At 48.6% G+C, this 20,090-nt stretch carries 16 protein-coding genes and 3 pseudogenes; 2 read left to right on the plus strand and 17 right to left on the minus strand.

Going from position 1 to position 20,090, the window contains the following annotated elements; translation table 11 throughout:
- Positions 1 to 7: 7 nt before the first annotated feature.
- From DXA20_RS04200 to DXA20_RS04225, 6 genes are all read right to left on the minus strand, one after another.
- Positions 8 to 1,276 (minus strand): DUF5716 family protein, encoded by a 1,269-nt coding sequence (locus tag DXA20_RS04200; RefSeq protein ID WP_118559420.1) that lies wholly within the window; start codon positions 1,274 to 1,276, stop codon positions 8 to 10.
- A complete protein-coding gene (locus DXA20_RS17100) occupies positions 1,263 to 1,946 on the minus strand; it encodes a DUF5717 family protein (protein ID WP_118559421.1) in 684 nt (227 codons plus the stop codon). Before DXA20_RS17100 ends, DXA20_RS04200 begins: the two co-directional genes overlap by 14 nt.
- Positions 1,947 to 1,957: 11 nt before the next feature.
- Complete coding sequence (locus tag DXA20_RS04210; RefSeq protein ID WP_118559422.1) at positions 1,958 to 4,864, minus strand: DUF5717 family protein; 2,907 nt, start codon at positions 4,862 to 4,864, stop codon at positions 1,958 to 1,960.
- Between the two features lie 210 nt (positions 4,865 to 5,074).
- Positions 5,075 to 5,638, minus strand: a complete 564-nt coding sequence (rfbC, locus tag DXA20_RS04215) for a dTDP-4-dehydrorhamnose 3,5-epimerase (RefSeq protein ID WP_022306786.1) — start codon at positions 5,636 to 5,638, stop codon at positions 5,075 to 5,077.
- A gap of 60 nt (positions 5,639 to 5,698) precedes the next feature.
- Positions 5,699 to 6,535 carry a MerR family transcriptional regulator gene (locus DXA20_RS04220; protein ID WP_243100528.1) on the minus strand — a complete coding sequence of 279 codons (837 nt, stop codon included), beginning with the start codon at positions 6,533 to 6,535 and terminating at the stop codon, positions 5,699 to 5,701.
- Positions 6,536 to 6,555: 20 nt separating this feature from the next.
- Positions 6,556 to 7,356: a hypothetical protein gene (locus DXA20_RS04225; protein WP_022306788.1), complete on the minus strand. Its 801-nt coding sequence runs from the start codon at positions 7,354 to 7,356 to the stop codon at positions 6,556 to 6,558.
- 302 nt (positions 7,357 to 7,658) lie between these two features.
- On the opposite strand from DXA20_RS04225, the gene DXA20_RS04230 reads away from it, so the two are divergent.
- Positions 7,659 to 9,764 carry a lectin like domain-containing protein gene (locus DXA20_RS04230; RefSeq protein ID WP_158577129.1) on the plus strand — a complete coding sequence of 702 codons (2,106 nt, stop codon included), beginning with the start codon at positions 7,659 to 7,661 and terminating at the stop codon, positions 9,762 to 9,764.
- Between the two features lie 229 nt (positions 9,765 to 9,993).
- Here DXA20_RS04230 and cysS read toward each other — a convergent pair whose 3' ends face one another.
- From cysS to DXA20_RS04250, 5 genes and pseudogenes are all read right to left on the minus strand, one after another.
- A complete protein-coding gene (cysS, locus tag DXA20_RS04235; RefSeq protein WP_118559426.1) occupies positions 9,994 to 11,400 on the minus strand; it encodes a cysteine--tRNA ligase in 1,407 nt (468 codons plus the stop codon).
- A gap of 142 nt (positions 11,401 to 11,542) precedes the next feature.
- Positions 11,543 to 12,247, minus strand: a pseudogene (locus tag DXA20_RS04240) (sulfate/molybdate ABC transporter ATP-binding protein); the annotation flags it as partial.
- A gap of 34 nt (positions 12,248 to 12,281) precedes the next feature.
- Entirely contained in the window at positions 12,282 to 13,169 is an 888-nt protein-coding gene (cysW, locus tag DXA20_RS18295) for a sulfate ABC transporter permease subunit CysW (RefSeq protein WP_118559448.1), read from the minus strand.
- Positions 13,161 to 13,994: pseudogene (cysT, locus tag DXA20_RS18300) on the minus strand (sulfate ABC transporter permease subunit CysT); the annotation flags it as partial. The pseudogene cysT and the gene cysW, both read right to left, overlap by 9 nt.
- 23 nt (positions 13,995 to 14,017) lie before the next feature.
- The gene (locus DXA20_RS04250; protein WP_118559427.1) at positions 14,018 to 15,052 is read right to left on the minus strand and encodes a sulfate ABC transporter substrate-binding protein; all 1,035 of its coding nucleotides are present in this window, start codon (positions 15,050 to 15,052) and stop codon (positions 14,018 to 14,020) included.
- Positions 15,053 to 15,293: 241 nt separating this feature from the next.
- Here DXA20_RS04250 and DXA20_RS04255 point away from each other — a divergent pair, with 241 nt between their 5' ends.
- Positions 15,294 to 15,533: a small, acid-soluble spore protein, alpha/beta type gene (locus DXA20_RS04255; protein ID WP_118559428.1), complete on the plus strand. Its 240-nt coding sequence runs from the start codon at positions 15,294 to 15,296 to the stop codon at positions 15,531 to 15,533.
- A 107-nt stretch (positions 15,534 to 15,640) separates the two neighbouring features.
- On the opposite strand, the gene DXA20_RS04260 is transcribed toward DXA20_RS04255, so the two are convergent.
- From DXA20_RS04260 to DXA20_RS04285, 6 genes and pseudogenes are all read right to left on the minus strand, one after another.
- A complete protein-coding gene (locus DXA20_RS04260; RefSeq protein ID WP_118559429.1) occupies positions 15,641 to 16,195 on the minus strand; it encodes a hypothetical protein in 555 nt (184 codons plus the stop codon).
- 207 nt (positions 16,196 to 16,402) lie between these two features.
- Positions 16,403 to 16,672, minus strand: coding sequence for an FYDLN acid domain-containing protein (locus DXA20_RS04265; RefSeq protein WP_022306029.1), 270 nt, complete (start codon positions 16,670 to 16,672; stop codon positions 16,403 to 16,405).
- 246 nt (positions 16,673 to 16,918) lie between these two features.
- Positions 16,919 to 17,451, minus strand: a pseudogene (locus DXA20_RS04270) (histidine phosphatase family protein); the annotation flags it as partial.
- A gap of 21 nt (positions 17,452 to 17,472) precedes the next feature.
- The gene (locus DXA20_RS04275) at positions 17,473 to 18,351 is read right to left on the minus strand and encodes a LysR family transcriptional regulator (RefSeq protein WP_118559430.1); all 879 of its coding nucleotides are present in this window, start codon (positions 18,349 to 18,351) and stop codon (positions 17,473 to 17,475) included.
- Between the two features lie 39 nt (positions 18,352 to 18,390).
- Positions 18,391 to 18,603, minus strand: a complete 213-nt coding sequence (locus tag DXA20_RS04280) for a hypothetical protein (protein WP_147403693.1) — start codon at positions 18,601 to 18,603, stop codon at positions 18,391 to 18,393.
- 14 nt (positions 18,604 to 18,617) lie between these two features.
- The gene (locus DXA20_RS04285) at positions 18,618 to 20,009 is read right to left on the minus strand and encodes an NAD(P)/FAD-dependent oxidoreductase (RefSeq protein WP_118559432.1); all 1,392 of its coding nucleotides are present in this window, start codon (positions 20,007 to 20,009) and stop codon (positions 18,618 to 18,620) included.
- Between the last annotated feature and the right edge of the window lie 81 nt (positions 20,010 to 20,090).

Consider the following 20,090-nt stretch of genomic DNA (forward strand, 5'->3'; position numbering starts at 1 on the left):
CCTCCAATCACAGACTGAGATAACGTTCCCAGATACGATTGCTGGACGGACAATACTCTCCAAAGCCATTATCCTTCAGCGTCACAATGCAGTGAGAAGCATCGGCAAATCGAAGCCTCAGCGTAAAACGCGTCATTTTATTTGGACGCTCGTCAAAGCCCTCCAGCGATAACAGATGTACCGTTGTCTCTCTTCGAAGCACATTCTGTATCGTCAGCTGCAGCTCCTCCTCGTCATCCGTAATAAAATCCACACTGACATCTACATCCTTCCACGGAACTCCTGCTCTGACCAGAGGCAGTTCCTGCATTTTGGCATCCTTATAGACCCGCAGGGAAATGCCGGTGTGGATCATCTCCTGATCCAGAAACAGAAAATCGCTCATCACACCTTCCCCGGCAAACTCCCTCGCCGCAATGCAGGCACCCTTTGTAAACAGATTTCCACCACGAAAAACACGTCTGCCGGTACACAGCTGGCTTAATGCGGTATTGGCCCATTCTCCCTGAAAACCCTCCCCGGTCACATAGATCGTGGAGATCATCTGCTTATGCATCTGTGTGTTGGCAAGATTGACAAACGCATATTCCATCTTGAAGCTGCTGTCATGCTCCATCATATCCCAGTTCAAATTCTGGCTGAGATCGATCTTTTTGACGCCGACAATATACGGAATATTTCTGCGGTCAATATGGATCTGCGAATAAAACAGACCGTCCCTGCCAAACTCAAACAACGCCACATCATTGAGCCACAGCTCTTTCTTCTGGCTGAGTGCATAATACATATAACTCTGCTGGTGCAGCTGAATCACATAGCGTTCCTCGCCGATCCCGATCCTGTTCAATGCCCCCTTGAGCGCATTCACCAGATTGTCCGTTTTATCGGACACTGAGATGACCAGCTTACGGATCGTCTCACTCGGAAAATATTCCTTCAGGCAGCTTAACAGCTTGACAAAAAAACGCACCAGTGCATCGACCGGTTCAAGCTCCATATCTCCTGCCGTGACCTTGTTCTTCTCGGAGATCTGTTTTAACATGTCCCGAAAAAGGTACACCTCTTCGCGCTCTGCTGCCATCAGTGCCTCTGTTCCAAACAGCCACTCTTTCTTGACCGGCTGCCAGGATAAAACGGTTGGGCATTCATATTCTCTCTCTCTTCCAACCAGACGCCCTGCCGGTATCACCTTGTCAATATCCCGTCGATAGCAGGACAACTGTGTGAAATCATTACTCAGATCAACTCCTACCAGTAATTTTCTATCTTCGGTCATTTATTCCTCTGCCTCCATCATCCGGTTTCATCAATAGCTTTACGATCGCCCGTTTCTCTGCATACTCCTGCATCAGATCCAACAGTTCCTCATCTCCGGTATTCTGTCTGGAAAGCATATTGTTTAACATACGGTAACCATTGATGCCTTCCTCTTCACCCATCTGATCCACATAATTTAAGCAGACAGGCTCCGTGCATTTCTCGTTGCCGTCCTCATCAATCTCCAGCACCTGATACTCTACTGTCTCATCCTGAAACAGGATAAAGCCGCGGACACGGATTCCTTCAAACACATCCGGCATCACCTCCGTCACCGTCGGCTGATGCTGTCCGTCCACAATATAGGTGTACCGGATTTTCACCTCATGCGCCGGATCTGCCGTATATTCTACATACTGCTCCTTTAGCAGGGTATCCGGCAGGACAAGCTTATCCTTAAACTTCTGAAAATAAGGAAGAATAATATTCTTTTCGTAGAGCTGATGCAGATTGTAATCCACAAACACAGCCTCCGAGCCGGCAAGCATACCATGATCCGACAAATGCTTCAGCACTGCCAGCAGACACGGCCGGTTCTCCTCGACCTGCACATGTTGGTAGAAGGAAGCGAAAATCTCCTCCGGCAGCGTTTCTCCTTGCACCAGATAGCGATATGCCGCTCTCTTCAAAAAAGCACGGATCAGCTCCTGTTAAAACCGTTCTCCTCATAGGAAAAGAATACCTGATACGCCTCCGGAACCATCTGATCCGTAAATAGGATCTGTGCCAGAAGTCTCTCTGACAATATCTGGATATCAATCCCGAACTCCCGGCAGGCATTCCAGATCTGCACCATCTCCGGAATCGTCCCGCTGTAATGATCGCACAGATACATCAATACCGGCTTGTCAAATTCTCCGGCACGAAAAATGTACCACGCAAGCTTCGTGAGTGTGACATCCTCACCGGCACCGACAAAGGCATGACCGGCGATCTTGAGCACACGTTTCGGATCCATACCTTCCCAGCCAAACATCATAAGACCTTCCATGCCTTTTTCATACTTATGACGCACCGCACAATACTCGATAAATTTGCCACGGTCTCTCGACAGAACCTGTTCCCAGTCCATATGCTCCAGTTCCCGGTCCAGAAGCTCCCCCTGAAAATTATCAAAATAATATTGCATTTGTATGGCAAACAGGGATCTCTTCCATTCCGGTTCCAGCCCCGCAATCCCAAGGATCCGTCTGCGCATTCCGGCAATATCCTCTCCGGTGCGGTTTTCACTGACCGCTTTTTCGTACAGATGCAGGAGCACACGCACATTATCTCCGACATACGGAAGGCATTTTACGATCAAATGATCCAGATGCACCATGCGGTGTACCGTATAACCGATCGAGGAGGAATAACGCCTTCCAAGCCGATCCGTCAGGAATATCTGCGGCTGTGCCGTAAACACCGCGATCATCGCTCTGCCATTGACAAAGGCAGCCGTCTCCTCCTGCTGAAGCTGGCGATGACGTACAACGACGCCTGCGATATGCGGATCATCACAGCGGATCTCTCTGGCAAAAAGAATTGCCGGTAATGCAGCAGCAAGCTGCTCATCCACATCCTCCTCGCCGATAAATTCCTCATAGATCACCGCCAGATGATCATTGAGCCTTCCCTGCAAAAGCTGCTCTCTGGCAAACTTTTTCATCGTATCGCAATAGTGATCGTAGGTCGACTTATCGCGGTCCTTATGGCGGATCACATAGGCATAAAGCATCGCCTTCTTAGTCGCATTCAGTTGATTATTATAAGAAAAATAAAGCAATATGCGGTTCGGAAGCACCATATCCGGCGTCTCCTGAAGTGCATAAATATAATTTTCATAAAGATCGGTGATCTTTAAGTTGTGTTCGATTCCCAGAAGGTACCATTTGACATTCTCCGCAGATGCTCTGCGCTCCCGCATCAGAAGCTGGCAGATCATCGTCAGCAGATCATCCGATGGCTGCTCCTCATACATCCGGTACATATCCTGCAGCATGACCCCGGAGAAATCTCTCGTCCGGCTGATCAGATAGGCATAGCGGAACTTTAATTCTTCCTCCAGCATACGGTTTGCAAGTCCCCAGTGAAATACCTGCGCCCTGGCATCGGACAACTCCAGTACAAGCTCCGGCGTACTGTTATAAAGACGGCACAGCTCCAGATACATCAGCGGACTGTGGCAGCCTGCCTCTATCTGCTCTAACACCGCCTCCTGCCGCTTCACGGAAATCTGATACCGTTCATCCATCTGCAATAAAAACCACAGGATCAACCAATGATGGGACTGCGTCCGATAGCATTCCCGGATCTGTTCCAGCGCCCCTGCTCTTTGTGCCGCCTCCGGCTTCCACAGATACATCAGATAATAATAAGAACAGTATAAGAGCGGCTCCTGATTTCGGATTTCTATAAGATTTCCCTCTAACTGGGACATTTCCAGATGAAAGATTTCCTCCATGCCGTTAAGAAGTGCCAGATGGATCCGAAACACTCTGGCAAGCCAGCCGTATTTATCTCTGTCATGCTCCGGCTGATCCTGCTCAGACTGAGCAAGGCTGCCGACATTCTTTTCGACGGATGTGGCATAATCCTTTTCGGATAATTTTCCTGCCTGATAATAGACAAAGCTTTGATACAGGCTGCTGACCGCCTTCTGCTGCGTAATCTTCTCTCTGCGCTCCTCGTCCGACATGCAGTACCGGCGTGCGATCACCCTGATCTCCAGCGTCTGTCGGGCACTGCTGATCGTGATGCGCGCAAAATTGTGTCCGATCGACATGCAATCCGGATTGATCACAAACGGCAGCTCATAGACGTCCCCGGCAAAGTCTGTCGTACGGACACAGGAACGGTCAAAACGCACAAATGCCGCATCCGACTTTACCTCATATTCACCGTAACCCCAGGTGTCCCTGCGAAGTACAAGCTTGTCCGCAAATACTTTCTCGCAGTTCGGGTACTGCAGCTCCCTCTTCTCCACCGTAAGCTGTACCGGTGTTTTCTTATGCGCAGCGATCAGAAACTCCTCTAATGCCATGCTTTTGTCGTTGCCCTTCATGAGACCGTGGTAGCGCTCCAGATATGTCTCCTTATTCTGCAGAAAGATCCTTGCAAAGGACGGACTCTGAAAAAGGCGGAGTGCCTCCACATAATGGCTGCGCACCAGCTCCGTAAACTGATTCAGATCGCGGATACGCCCCGCAGAGGTATCACATGCAGGTACGGCAACGTTCACGGTAAATGCAAGCTCTGCCACGCCGCAGTCCGAAAGGATGCGGATCCTTCCGTGGATCACATCTCCCGGCTCACAACAGGTTCCCCGGAAGGCGAAAGAGATTTCATTGTCCGTCCCCTGAAATGCTTCCTTTTCCAGTATCATACTTCCACAATCCGTGCAGACGATCCCCTTCATGCTGCGTCCCGCACTATTGGAAACCCGGAAGCTTCCCTGCGCGATCTCACCGGCATCCACAGACACAGAAAGTGCAGAAGGCGTCATAATCACCTCCGGCATATGATATTCAAATATTCCCTTTGCATACTGATCGATCTTCTCTTTCATGCTGCCTCCCGTAGCTTACTTGCATACCAAGCATAATTATAAAAATTATACCATTTTGGCAGGGAGCATTTCAAGGGTAATGTCTTGAAAAAGGACAAAAAGGTCTCCGGCTGCTGCCGAAGACCCTGATGATACAAGCTATAAAATTGTGTTGCGATACGGATGCAATCATATGCATCATTCCATATCCGAAAAACATCGTCCGAGGGATCAATAATCTAATGCGATATCCTCTGAAAATACCGGATGCTTTCCATCCTTCTCGGAAATATTCGGAACGACTCCCTCCGGAATCGGCCACTCTACACCGATCGTCTCATCATTCCACATAATGCCTGCCTCGGAAGAAGGATCATAAAAGTCCGTACACTTATATGCAAACTCTGCTGTATCAGACAATACATAGAAGCCGTGAGCAAAGCCTTCCGGAATATAGAACATGTTCTTCTTCTCTGCGGTCAGTGTCACACCGAACCACTTGCCGTATGTCTTGGAGCCGCGACGGATATCCACTGCCACATCAAAAACCTCACCGCTGAGCACACGGACCAGCTTGCCCTGTGTATGGTTCTTCTGATAATGAAGACCACGAAGCACGCCCTTTGTTGAGCTGGACTGATTGTCCTGTACAAATACCATATCAAGACCAGCTTCCTTAAATGCATTGTAATTATATGTCTCCATGAAGTATCCGCGGTTATCACCAAATACCTTTGGCTGGATCAGATAAAGACCCTCGATCTCACCGCATTTTTCAAATGTAAAATTCCCCATTGTTCTCACCTTTCTTGGTTTTCTCTTGTTTTTCTGTGGCTCATTATACCACTACGGCACTTACTTCGCAAATAATTTTTTCCTCTTCGCCTTTTTTCGTTCTTTTCGCCGCTCCCTGTGGCAAAACTGCGTCACATCCCCCGTATTTTCCTGTGCGGCTGCAATCTCCTTCGCCGCCATTGAAGCATCCCCGTTTTCAGGCTGCATCTGTCCGCCGGAAACGTTTTCTTCCTGTTCCCCCTTGACCTGCTGTAAAATTTCCTTCAGAAGATGAATCTGTTTTTCCTGCAATTCCTCCTTCTGCATCAGAAGATAATTCATCTCCTTCTGCATCCGCACGGAAACCTCCTCACAGATCCGCCGTTCGGACTCCCTGCCGACCTCCTCGACCGAGGACCGGATCATCTGGCGAAGCATTGTCTCAAACTGGCGAAGACGCTCTAATGAAGCCGCCTGCGTCTGTCCATAACGGCTCTGCACCGGCTCCTTCTCCCGGCTCTGCTCCAGTTCATAGCTTTTCTCCTGCCATGTTTTCTGCCGCTTCTCATAACGGTCCCTGGCATGTTCGATCGAGGTGACGGATCCTCTGGCATGCTCCATTGCCTCCCGAAGCACCTCCCCATTCAGCTCCTCCCGAAGCTGATACAGCATCTGCGGATCCATATTCTCCACCCGTTCCAGATCCGGCAGAAGCTTTTTGATCGCCTTAAGCTGAAAACCCTGCTCCTTTAAATCCTTCACAGTCCGTAACAGTTTGATCTCCGAATCCCTGTAAAAGCGATGTCCGAGTTCATTGCGCGGGATCGGCAGTTCCAGTTCCTCCTCCCAGTACCGCAGAACGTGATTTTCCACCTCCAGCATTTTTGATGCATCCGATATCATATATCCCTTTTCCATGTCCATCCTCCATTTTCATTCTACATATATTCTTCTAATATCTCCTCAAACAGCCGCGCCTTTTCCGCCGCTGTCTGTTCGGATAATGCATTCTGTTTTCCGGCGATATCCCGGTCAAGCTTCATTTCCTCCCGGAAGGTTTCCAAAAGCTCCTTTAACTGATTGAGTGCGGAAAGCTTTGCCGCAGCCCCCTCGCCGTTTCCTTCCTCCAGAGCCGCAGCGGTGGCGGCAGCATCCTGCGTATCCTCAAAATATTCCCTGCGATACTGCTTCGTTGCCTCCTGATTGAAATATTCGTTTTCCAGACGAGCCCTCATTGTATTTTCCATGTAATCGATCAACTGGATCCGGAACACCCGCAGACATTTGTGGGTATCAAAAAACAGCTCCGATGCTCCCTGCACGCACAAAAGCAGGAGACTCACAAGCCCCGTCACCCAGAACCATTCTGCCGTCATCCCATAATATCCCGCCAGAAAACAGGAAAGCCCCGTTCCCGCCAGAAGCAGACCCGAAAAATAGTAGCCGGTGTTTTCCCAGGTCTGCAGGGAAAGCCCCAAAAACCGGTAATGATACAGGTAACGGTCCACAAAATTCTCCACATTATGTACACTGATATGCAGCTTATAATACGCTTCAAACTTTGACATCATTGCTTTCATCCAACGGTTTCTCGTTGTCCCCATCTGATTGGAATCCCATAGCAGCTTATGAAACATTCCGTAGCTTACTGCCTTCATCAGAACCGCAAATGCACAGATTCCCATCAGAACAAATAACACATTGTAATTTTCCAGTTGTGCCTTCATATCCATCCTCATTCTTTCCTCCCTTTTTCTCGATGAAATAACCAGCTTCACCCGCCTGTCACAAAAAATAATTTACGGTATTTTCTTTAACAGGAGATTCAAACTGTTTCTTTCATGATAGCGGCAGGAGACGGTTCTGAACAGACGGCATCGCTTGTCATTTTCATGTTTCTTTCGACAAAATGTGATTCCGACATCTTTTTTTCATGTTTCTATGGTAAAATGTATAATATAGAGATTGTGGAAATTGCCCGGCAATGGAGCAATCCGTAACATCACTTGGAATATCATATTTTACAGAAAGGGGGCTCTTTTTGAAAAAACATACCATTACCGCGGTCCTTATAACCGTCGCCCTTACCGTATCCGGCTTTAACTGCGTTCCTTACACACAGGCATCGGATACCTCCACACTGTCGATCATCCGCCGCATTGATACCAAAGGCACCGGCGGGCTGATCCACTCCCGATACATTGACGAAGACGGCGAAGAGGTTTCTATCGAGACACACTCCTCCAAAACCGGTTCCCGCCGAAGGGCTGCCGCACTCCCGTCAAGCTATGACTCCCGCGAGTACGATCTTGTCACACCGATCCGGAATCAGGGCGTCACCGGAAGCTGCTGGTCCTTTGCAGCTATCAAGGCACTGGAATCCGACAGCATCCGTCAAGCGCTCGTCTCCCTGAATACTGCAGACTTTTCCGAGAGCCATCTGGTCTGGTATGCTTATGATCCTCTGTCCGATATTACGGACAGTCTTTACGGCGACTGTCTGACTGACTCCTCAGATCCGGACAGCTATTATAATCTCGGCGGTAACGCTTATATTGCCAGCTTCATATTAGCGAACTGGTGGGGTGTGGTATCCGAAAGTGCCGCTCCGTTTTCCGCAGGAAGCTCACAGGAATTAAAGCAGATGGTCAGCGATATGTCCCAAAAACCGGACACATTTCGTACGCAGTCCGAGCTTCATCTGAAGGAAGTAAATTTCTATGATACCGATGATATTGCCGGCATCAAGAAAGCTGTCATGGAGCATGGTTCCGTTGATATCTCTCTTTATTTTGACAGCTCCAATATGTACCATGATGACACCGTCACCTCTGCCTACGAGCACAAACGTACCGCAGATGACGCCAACCACTGCGTCACGATCATCGGATGGGATGACATCTTTAATCAGTACTCCCGCGAGGCTCCGGGCAAGGGAGCATGGCTGATCGCCGGAAGCTACGGCGAGAATTACAAGTACAGCACCAATGGCTATTACTGGGTATCCTACTATGATACTTCTCTGTGCGAGGCATGTACCTTCGAGGCAGAACCGGCAGACCGTTATGATACGAATTTCCAGTATGACGGCATTGGCTGGGGCAATATGTTTTATGATTCCTCAGATATTTCCTTTGCAAATATATTCACGAATGATACCGACAATGCCTGCAGCATCGGTGCCGCCGGTTTCTACACCTATACCGATGATCAGCCGTATCAGATTCAGGTATACCGCCATATCACCGGCACCCGCCCGACAAGCGGCACACTGATCTCGCAGTGTACCACTTCCGGGACAGCAAAGCATGCCGGTTACCATACGGTTTCTCTGACCACTCCTGCTGCGATTGCCACCGGCGAGAGCTTCTCACTGGTCATGACCTATTATGCGGGAAACGGTAATCAGGTCTATGTTCCGATCGAGGGATCCAACGATTCCTCCACTCTTGCCACATATCACAGCAGCACAGGACAGAGCTTTCTGTACACAGACGGAAAATGGATGGACAATACATCCTGCACGATCGGACACAAAACCTACAATATGAATAATGTCTGTTTGAAAGCACTGGGAAACAAGATCTCCGGAACGGAATATGATGCCGTGGATAATTGGAAAAACACAGAGGCTCCATCCTCTGCTTCACCATCAGCCACTCCTGCTCAGACCGGTTCGGCTGCGCCGGTGCCTTCCGCCGTTTCCTCCCCCGATCCGGCAGCATCACACACCCCGGCAATATCACGTACCCCGGCAGTATCACCTGCCCCGGCCGCTTCATCGTCAGCAGCTCCGTCCGGTTCCGCTTCAACATCACCTTCTTCTTCATCCGCTCCGTCTGATCCATCCGTCTCTGACACACAGACGAGTGCCAAAAGCGGAACAGTAACGGTGAAACTGAAGAAGAAAACCATCCGGATCAAAAAGGGACGTTCTAAAAAGCTGCCGATCATCGTAACCCCTTCCGGTTCATACCGGAAGCTGACCTTTCAGAGCAAAAACAAACGGATCGCATCCGTCAACAAGAAGGGAAAAGTTAAAGCAAAGAAAAAGGGAACAACAAAGATTACGATCCGGCTTCCGAACGGCAAAAAGAAAACGATTAAGGTGATTGTCATGCGTGCGGCGCGCAAAAAGGCAAAGTGATAACACCTTCCTAATACGGTAAGAACAAAGTGGGCTTGCCCACTTTGCGCGTCACCGCACAATTGCTTATGCAATCTTCCTCTGTGCGGTGATCGCATCCTCGCGGAGCTTTTTGACATTATAGGAAACAACAAGTTTCCTATAATGTCAAAAAACGGAGATTTCTCCCGGGCTTTCGCCCGGAAGAAATCTCCGTTTTATTAATCATAGGGAATGACCCTTGTTCTATTTACACCAGGCTCCATACGGTTCCCTCACGGGTATCCTTGATCGCAATCCCCTTGTCCAGAAGCTCCTGACGAATCGCATCCGCCTTTGCAAAATCCTTTTCCTTTCTGGCTGTCTGACGCTCGGCGATCTTCTCCTCAACAAATGCTGCAAGTGCATCGTCCGCCTGATTCTCTTCCTCCTCTACGGTCAGATCAAGAGAGAATACCTTATCGAAATCCTCAACCAGATAACGCTTCGTTGCATCGCTGATATCTGCCTTTAAAACATCATACAATACCGTCAGTGCCTGAGAGGTATTGATATCGCTTCCCATTGCCTCTGCAAATGCATCCTGATAAGATGCTGCTGCCGTCAGATCCGGCTCACCATCCTTCGACAGTGCTGCCACACGCTTGCGAAGCTTCTCGTATGCCACCTTGGAATTATCTAACACATCGTATGTGAACAAAAGAGGCTTGCGGTAATGTGACTGAAGACAGAAGAAACGGTATACCAGAGGGTTGTAACCCTTCTCCTCCAGAAGAGAAACCGTCAAAAACTCGCCCTTGGACTTACTCATCTTGCCGGACTTGTCATTCAGATGCTGTACATGGAACCAGTAGTTACACCACTTGTGTCCCAGATAAGACTCACTCTGCGCGATCTCATTGGTGTGATGTGGAAAGATATTGTCCACTCCACCGCAGTGAATATCCAGATATTCGCCCAAATGCTTCATGCTGATGCAGGAGCACTCAATATGCCAGCCCGGATAGCCAACACCCCATGGACTGTCCCATTTCAGCTCCTGATCCTCGAACTTAGACTTGGTAAACCAGAGAACAAAGTCTGTCTTATTGCGCTTGTTCTCATCCTCCTCAACGTCATCACGCACGCCAACCTGAAGATTCTCCTCATTCTGACCGGAAAGAACATAGTACTCTTTAAGCTTACTGGTATCGAAATAAACATTGCCGCCTGCGACATATGCATATTCCTTCTCCAACAGCACCTCGATCATATGGATAAATTCCGGAATACAGTTGGTTGCAGGCTCTACAATCTCCGGAATCTTGATATTTAACTTCTCGCAATCTGCGAAAAATGCCTTGCGGTAGAACTCTGCAATCTCCATAACGGACTTGTGCTCACGCTTTGCACCGGCAAGCATCTTATCCTCTCCGGTATCTGCATCGCTCGTCAGATGTCCGACATCCGTAATGTTCATACAACGCTTCACATCATATCCCGCATATCCCAGATACTTCTCCAGAACATCCTCCATCATATAGCTGCGGAGATTACCGATGTGGGCGAAATGATATACGGTCGGTCCACAAGTGTACATCTTCACCTTGCCCTCTTCGATCGAGTGGAACGGCTCCACCTTCTTCGATAATGTATTATAAAGTGATAATTCTCTCATGACTATGTCCTTTCCTTTCCAAAATACTGCATGCTTCGGATTGCAGTCATCATTTTTCTTTTAGAATCTCACTCTATACTGTACAGGATTTTTGCCATTTCTTCAAGTCCTACTTTGCCGCCATCAACGCCTCATAGCGTGCAGAATCTATAAATTCATCCACAAACGCCGTTGCCGGATGCAGACAGATCTCCTCCGGTGTGCCGATCTGCTCAACTCTACCCTCGTTGGTGACAATGATCGTGTCTGCCACCTCCATCGCTTCCTCCTGGTCATGCGTCACAAATATGCTCGTCACACCGACCTGACCGATCATTTCCTTCAGCCAGTTTCTAAGCTCCCGCCGCACCTTTGCATCGATCGCCGCAAACGGCTCATCCAACAGAAGCAGATGCGGGTTCGGTGCCAGTGCTCTTGCAAAGGCAACTCTCTGTCGTTGACCACCGGACAGCTGGTGCGGATATCTTTTTCCAAGATCCTTCATCGAGGTCAGCTCCAAAAGCTCATCCACCCGCTCTTTGATCTCCTTTTTGCTCTTTTTCTGGATCTCCAGTCCAAACGCAATATTCTTCTCCACAGTCATATAACGAAACAGCGCATAATTCTGAAATACGAAGCCGATCCCCCGCCGGCTTCCCGGAATCTCATTGATCCGTTTCCCCTCTACCAGAATATCTCCGTCATCCGGACGGTCCAGTCCGGCGATCATGCGGAGAATCGTTGTCTTACCGCTGCCACTCGGACCGAGCAGAGCCGCCAGATGACCTTTTTCTATGCCGAAGGACACATCTCTTGACGCATGAAAGCCGTCAAAGGTTTTATTGATATCTTTCATTTCTACATACATAATTTATCCCTTTTTCCTTTCTCCGACAGCCCTCTTACACTGCTTCGGATGCATTTTTACCGCTTATCTCCACGATCAGGGTGCGGATCACAAGGATCACGACCGCCATGATCACAAGAAGCGAAGATACTGCAAATGCCGCCGTTGTATTAAACTCATTGTAAAGAATCTCCACATGCAGCGGCAGAGTATTCGTAACGCCACGCAGATGACCGGAAATTACGGAAACTGCGCCAAACTCTCCCATTGCTCTTGCTGTACACAGAACGATGCCGTATAACAGCGCCCATTTCATATGAGGAAATGTGATCCTTGAAAAGATTCTCCATTTACCGGCACCCATCAGTGCCGCCGCTTCCTCCTCGTCTGTCCCCTGACTCTGTAAGACCGGAAGCACCTCCCGGAATACAAACGGAAAGGTTACAAATATCGTTGCCAGAATGACACCCGGCACCGCAAATACAATCTTGATATCATGCGCCTGCAAAAATCCTCCCATCCATCCCAGATTGCCGAAGGTCAGGCTGAACACCAGACCGGCGATGACCGGTGAGATGGAAAAAGGAATATCGATCAGTGTCGCAAGCACCTGTCTGCCACGGAAATAATATTTCGAAATCAGAAGGGAAGCAAAGATGCCAAAGATCGTATTGACCACCACGGCTGACACGGTCGCAAGCACGGTCAGACGAAGCGCCTTGATCGTGTACTCGTCAAGCACCGCCTGAAGATAGGCATTCCAGCCATCTTTTAACGCACTTGTTACCACAAGGATCAAAGGCAGAACCATCATCACCGCCATAAATAAAACGGCTGTCCCGATCAGTCCCCATTTCACGGCACTGTGGCTGTCCTTATCATAGGCTTCGACCACCTTTTTCAGAGAACCGCCATTCTCTGCTCCCCCCTGAAAGCGCTGCATATACACCTGAACAGAATTGATCAGCAGCATGATCACAAACGAAAGGATCAAAAGTACCACAGCAATTGCCGTCGCATCATTATACTTATACTGCTCTAACTTCGACATAATAAGAAGCGGTGCGATCTGTGTCTTATACGGAATATTTCCCGCAATAAAAACAACACTTCCGTATTCTCCGATCCCTCTTGCAAGAGCAAGCCCAAAACCTGCTAACGCCGCCGGAAAAAGCTCCGGCAGTATAACTTTGAAGAAGGTTCTTGTTCTACCGGCTCCAAGCATCTGCGCTGCCTCCTCGCAGCTTCGGTCAAGCTTGACAAGCACCGGCTGCACGCTGCGCACAACAAACGGAATACCGATAAAGATCATCGCGATCGTAATTCCGGCACGGGTATAAGCAATCTTGATCCCCGCCTTGGCAAACAACGCTCCTACCCAGCCCTGATCGGAATATAATGTTGTCAGCGAGATGCCTGCTACCGCTGTCGGCAGCGCAAAGGGAAGCTCGATCATTCCGTCCAGCAGTCTCTTGCCCGGAAACTCGTAGCGCACTAACACCCATGCGAGGATCACACCGAACACCACATTGATCAACGCCGCTGTCAGTGCGCAGGAAAGACTGACCGCATAACCGGACATTACCTGCTTCGAAGTTACCACCGCAAAAAACTGTGCCGGGCTTAATTTGCCGGCTGACCAGATAATGGAAGCGAGCGGGATCAACACCAGACAGCTAAGCATTGACAATGTCACACCAAGCGTCAAACCAAATCCCGGTATTACCCGGACCCCATGGGGATTTTTCTTTTTTATGATTCCCTGCATTTTCGTTCCCCCGTTCCCATGATTTATTCACTGTAAATCTGATCGAACACGGCACCATCATCAAAATAGTTCTTGAATGCCTGATCCCAGCCGCCAAAATCATCAATGGTTACCAGATTCATGTCCAAATTAAACTGATCCGAAAACTCCTTTAAGATCTTCTCATTCGATGGACGATAATAATTCTCCCCGGCAAGACGCTGTGCATCGTCGGAATACAGATAGTTCAGATACTCCCTGGCAACCTCCTCGGTTCCGCGCTTCTTTGCCACAGAATCCACGACTGCCACGGATGGCTGCGCCAGAATACTGATGCTTGGCGTCACGATCTCATAGTCGTCCGGATACTCTTCCATCGACAGATATGCTTCGTTCTCCCAGGCAATCAGAACATCGCCCTGACCTTTTTCTACAAATGTAGAGGTTGCTCCTCTGGCTCCGGAATCCAGTACCAGCACATTCTGATACAGCTTCTTCATAAACTTCTTGATCTGTTCCTCATCGTTGTCAAACTGCTCTCTGGCATACGCCCATGCTGCCAGGAAATTCCAGCATGCACCACCTGAGGTCTTCGGATTCGGCGTGATCACGTCCACACCGGTTCTGACCAGATCGTTCCAGTCATGAATATCCTTATCGTTGCCCTTACGCACCAGAAAAACAATTGTTGAAGTATACGGTGAACTGTCTTTGTCAAACTCATCCATCCAGCCGTCCTCGATCAGACCGGCGTCCTGAATTGCCGTGATATCATGTGCCAGTGCCAGCGTCACAACATCCGCCTCGTTGCCCTCGATCACGGAACGTGCCTGGGAACCGGAGCCGCCGTGAGATGCGGTAACCTTAACGGTCTGTCCTTTCTCCTTCTGCCAGTGCTTCTGGAACAGCTCATCATATGCTGCATAAAACTCTCTGGTCGGATCGTACGAAACATTTGTGATCGTTATCTCCTTTGCATCCTTAGAAGCAGTCTCTTTATTTTGTCCGCTGCAGCCGGTAAGCACCGTCCCTGCTGCCACAACGGTTGTTAACAATAATGCGATTAATTTATTTTTCATCTGTGATTTCCTCCATTTCTTTATTTCAATCGATTGATTTAGGCATAGTATATGCTCCCCGAAGCAAAAAAGCAATAACATATTCCAAATTATTTATGAATCCATATGTAAATCAATATGTTTTATCAAAAACCCATACGGGAACACTTATGATGATAACAATCCGGATTTATCCCGGATAACGATTTCATGCCTGCGCACCCCCGGATTCACAGGCATTCGGAAAGGTATGGTGATCCACATGATCAAAAAAGAAAAACCGGAAATCAAGACAATGGACGATGTCCGTCTTCTGCCCCGCGAGGAACAGACCAAATGGGAGATTGCAAACGAGCTTGGCTACTTTGACAAGATCGTAGCCTCAGGCTGGAAATCCCTGACCAGCCGCGAAAACGGACGCATCGGCGGCGTTTTGTCCGCCCGTGCCAAAAAGAAGGAGTCCGTAAATAGCACAAAAAATGAGCCGGAACACGGGAAATAACCCGCCTCCGGCTCAGTACCATCCAATTTAATCCACAAAATATCAGTAGTACTTTTCGGAAAATCCCAGCTTACAAAATACCGGCAATCTCCTCAAAAAATCGCGCTTTATAATATATTCGCGATATTCTCCCGGTTGCCCGGCATAAACAAAAACGGAAGTTTGCGCGACTCGTCGCCGTAAATATACCTGGCATAGCGTCTGCACATTGTCTCATATGTCTCTGAGGTATACTTGACGTTCAACGCTCTCGCCATGCGGTGAAGCACAAGCGGCGCAATGCAGTGTCCCCAGAGCTCACCGTCTCCCTGATTGAACATATCCGGTGTGATCGTCATCCGTTCCTTCGTCCGGTCATTGACCACCTCCAGACGGACAAAATCATTGTCCGGATCCACCGAACACTCAAGCACACAGACATCCTCACCCTGACGCACCGTTACGAGTTCTGCAAGTGCCCCCGATACCTCGCCAATCGTTAGGATCTCCTCGTTCTTAGCTCTGCCATCGTTAAAACGAAGCATCTCCAACAGCTTGTCAATGCTCGCCTGATTGAGAACAGAGCTGTCAACCGTCTCTCTCTTGTCACTGATAAATTCGATCAATGTATCAATTTCCGACTGCGAAAGCAGCGAAAAATCCTGATTCTGTGCATTTTCCATAATTCTTCCTCCTTTCAGTTCCGTATCGTCAGCCTGTGTCTCCTGACACGATTCGATTCTGTATCATATGTAAATGATAATGGGTTCAAAAGGTATTTGACCCTTGCATCATATAAATGATTCTTTTCCTTAAAACGCTTTCATATACACATCATGATAGCACGGATCTGACCCTGCCGCAAGGATTTCCTTCCCCTTACGAAGGCGTTATATCCAGTTATAATCTCCACCGGTGACCGCCAGACTCAGGAGCTGATCATACTTCTCGATTTCTTCCTCTCCCTCAAGCATCTTCACCAGCTTTGCATCCTCACTGATCTGTGGCATTTCTTCGTCCGGTCCGATCTCCATATCCGGCTCTTCTCCACAATACGGGCACACAAGAACCGGTCCGATCTTAATGTCAAGAAAACGATTTCCACAGCTTTTACATTCATAATAACCACAGCGTGTGGTTCCATCCGGCACATAAAACATATCTCATCTTCCTTTCTCTGTCGCATGCAGCGTTTTATCGCTGCCGATCACTACCCTTGCTCCCTCGTCAAGCTTCCGCTGATACATCATGGCGTCCTCCATCTCAAGAACCCGTTCCATCCCCTGCTCATCCTTAAGATAGACCTTCACCATCGGAACATAGCCCTCCGGTCGTCCCTCACAGCCAAAATCAGCCTCCTCGATCCGGGTGATCGTATATATTGTCTGTTCTTCTTCCGTACAAAGATCAAATTCCAGCAGGGAACAGTTGTCGATTCCGAATGCCGCAAATTCCTCATTGGTCATTTCCCGAAAATAGGACTGCACAATTCTTGCAATACCGTTATGCGCCACCAGAAGATAAGTCCTGCCCGACGGATCGTGCTTAATCTCATCCAGCAGATTGTAGATCCTCTGTGCCATCTGAAGCATTGACTCCCCACTACCAAAATGATTGATAAAACATGCCTTTGCCCGGCGAAATTCCTCGCCATTTCGGGCAGTCCCCTCATATATTCCGAAATTCTGCTCCTTCAAACGCGGCTCCTCGCGCATCGGGATTCCTGTTTCCTCGCTGATATGGCGGGCGGTTTCTGCTGCACGCATCAGCGGCGAATAAAGAATCTCATCAATTGCATAGCCGCCCTCTCGGATCATTTTGCCGGCAGCCACCGCCTGTTCATGTCCCAGCGGCGTCAGCGCAATATCCGTGGCACCGCAGATCTTATTTTCCACATTCCAGAGGTCTGTCCATGTCTCGTAAAATATAATTTCTTCATGTTATTCTCCGTTTCTCTCTGTCATCCTTTTATGTCCTCAAGCATGTCAAAAAACTCCTGCATCGTCGGTGAAACAAATTTATTTTCATGATAGATCAACGAATAATGACGCTTCAGATCCAGATCGCGGATCGTGAACGAAGCGATCTGATGCATGCGGAGTTGCTTCTCCAGCATTCGTTTCGGCAGGATCGAAATCCCAAGCCCGATCGAAACCGCATTGATCAGTGCCGCGGTACTGGTGCTCTCCCAGGTCGGCTTGATCTGAAAGTTCTTCAGCGCAAAGCTGGAATCCGCAAGCTGACGCGTACCACTGTTTGGCTCACGCATCAGGAAATGTTCTTTCTTAAGACTGTCAAGCTCGATATCCTCGGCACCGGCAAGCGGATGAAAACGACTGCAGACCGGCACAAGCTCATCATCCAGAAACACAGAGGAGTTAAGCTTCTCCGAATGCACTGAACCCTCGATCAGCGCAAAGTCCAGATGATTCTCCAATATATTCTGCTCGATCACATCCGAGCTGTCGACCTTAACGTAAAGCTCCAGCTCCGGATACTTCTTGGAAAAGCGGTTGATCAACTGCGGCAGAATGCAGGAACCGATACTGATACTGGAACCGATCCGAAGTCTTCCTGAGGTGTCCCAGTTTTTCATTTCAGCATCCATCTCATCATACAGGGACAAAAGCCTTGCCGCACTCGGATAAAGCCTTGTTCCCGCAGACGTCACACGGATTCCACGCCCGCTTCGCTCAAAAAGCTTTGTGTGATAATATTCCTCCATCTCGCGGATCGCAAGGCTTGTCGCCGGCTGCGTCATATGAAGCTTCTCCGCCGCCCGCGTAATGCTCTCCTCCTGATAAACTGTCACAAATATCCTGATATGCTTTAGTGTCATGTTAAATCAACATTCCTTTCTCCGGCCGGCAGATTTTCTTTACTGCAGCTCGATCTTACATTCATACTTATTGCAGAAGGCAGTCGAATTTATTTCATAATTCTTTTTCAGGCACATTTTCTTACAGTGATCGTCAAATTTCCAGGTATTAGACCGTGGATTCTTCGGCTCGATCGCACTGTTCGTCGGATCGTACCAGTATTTGCAAAATGCACATCGTTTTGCCGTTTTCAGATTAATAACCATACTCATGATCATTTCTCCCCTTACGCTATGTTGTCTGCTGATTTCTCACCGATAATGTGTCTTGCCACATACACACCGCTTGCCGATGCATGTGACAGAGAATGTGTCACGCCGCTGCCGTCACCGATCACATAAAGTCCCCTATGACAGCTCTCAAGGTTTTGATCCAGCTCTACCTCCATGTTGTAGAACTTGACCTCCACACCATATAACAGCGTGTCGTCATTGGCGGTACCCGGAGCAACCTTATCCAATGCATAGATCATCTCGATGATTCCATCCATGATACGCTTCGGCAGGACAAGACTTAAATCGCCCGGTGTTGCGGAAAGTGTCGGTGTTACCAGATTCTCATTGATACGCTTCTCGGTACTTCTCCTTCCACGGACCAGATCACCAAAGCGCTGCACGATCACACCGCCGCCCAGCATATTGGAAAGTCTCGCGATACTCTCGCCGTAGCCGTTGCTGTCCTTAAACGGTTCTGAAAAATGCTTTGCCACCAGAAGCGCAAAGTTCGTATTGTCTGTTTTCATCTCGTTGCCTTCATAGCTGTGACCATTGACCGTAATGATCCCGTTGGTATTTTCATTGACCACGATACCGTTTGGATTCATACAGAAGGTGCGCACACGATCCTCAAACTTCTCGGTACGGTAAACGATCTTGCTTTCATATAATTCATCTGTCAGATGTGAGAAAATAACAGCCGGAAGCTCCACACGCACACCGATATCCACACGATTCGATTTCGTTGGAATGCCAAGCTCCCCGCAGACCCTTTCCATCCATTTGCTTCCGCTTCGCCCAACCGACACGATACATTTATTACAGTCGTAGCTTTCCTTGTTCTCGCAGACGATCCGATAGCCGCCGTCAATCTCCTGAATCGTCTCGACCGGTGTATCAAAATAGAAGTCCATATGATCCTTCATCTTCTTGTACAGGTTGCCAAGCACGATGTAGTTGATATCCGTTCCCAGATGGCGAACCGATGCATCCAGAAGATTCAGCTTGTTCTGCAGACAAAGCTTTTTGAACTTCGTTCCTGCGGTGGAATAAAGCTGCGTTCCCTCTCCGCCGTTCTCCATATTGATCTCGTCCACATACTGCATCAGCTCCACTGCCTGCTCCTTGCCAATGTACTCATACAACGTGCCTCCAAAATCGTTGGTAATGTTATATTTTCCGTCCGAAAATGCCCCGGCTCCACCAAAGCCGCACATGATCGAGCAGTGCTTACAGCCTACACAGCTCTTGATCTTTTTGCCGTCGATCGGACATTTTCTTTTTTCGAGAGAATATCCCTCCTCAAATACAGCCAACTTTAAATCCGGCTTCTTTTTCATCAGCTCATATGCCGCAAAAATGCCTCCCGGACCAGCCCCAATTATTATCACATCATATCTCATACGCCAAGTTCCTTTCTCCTGATCATTCTCTATCAGTATACAACATTTTCGTCATTATGAACACCATAAAAAGGTCACAAA

The organism is Roseburia sp. AM59-24XD, assembly GCF_003478445.1.
Taxonomy (GTDB): domain Bacteria; phylum Bacillota; class Clostridia; order Lachnospirales; family Lachnospiraceae; genus Jutongia.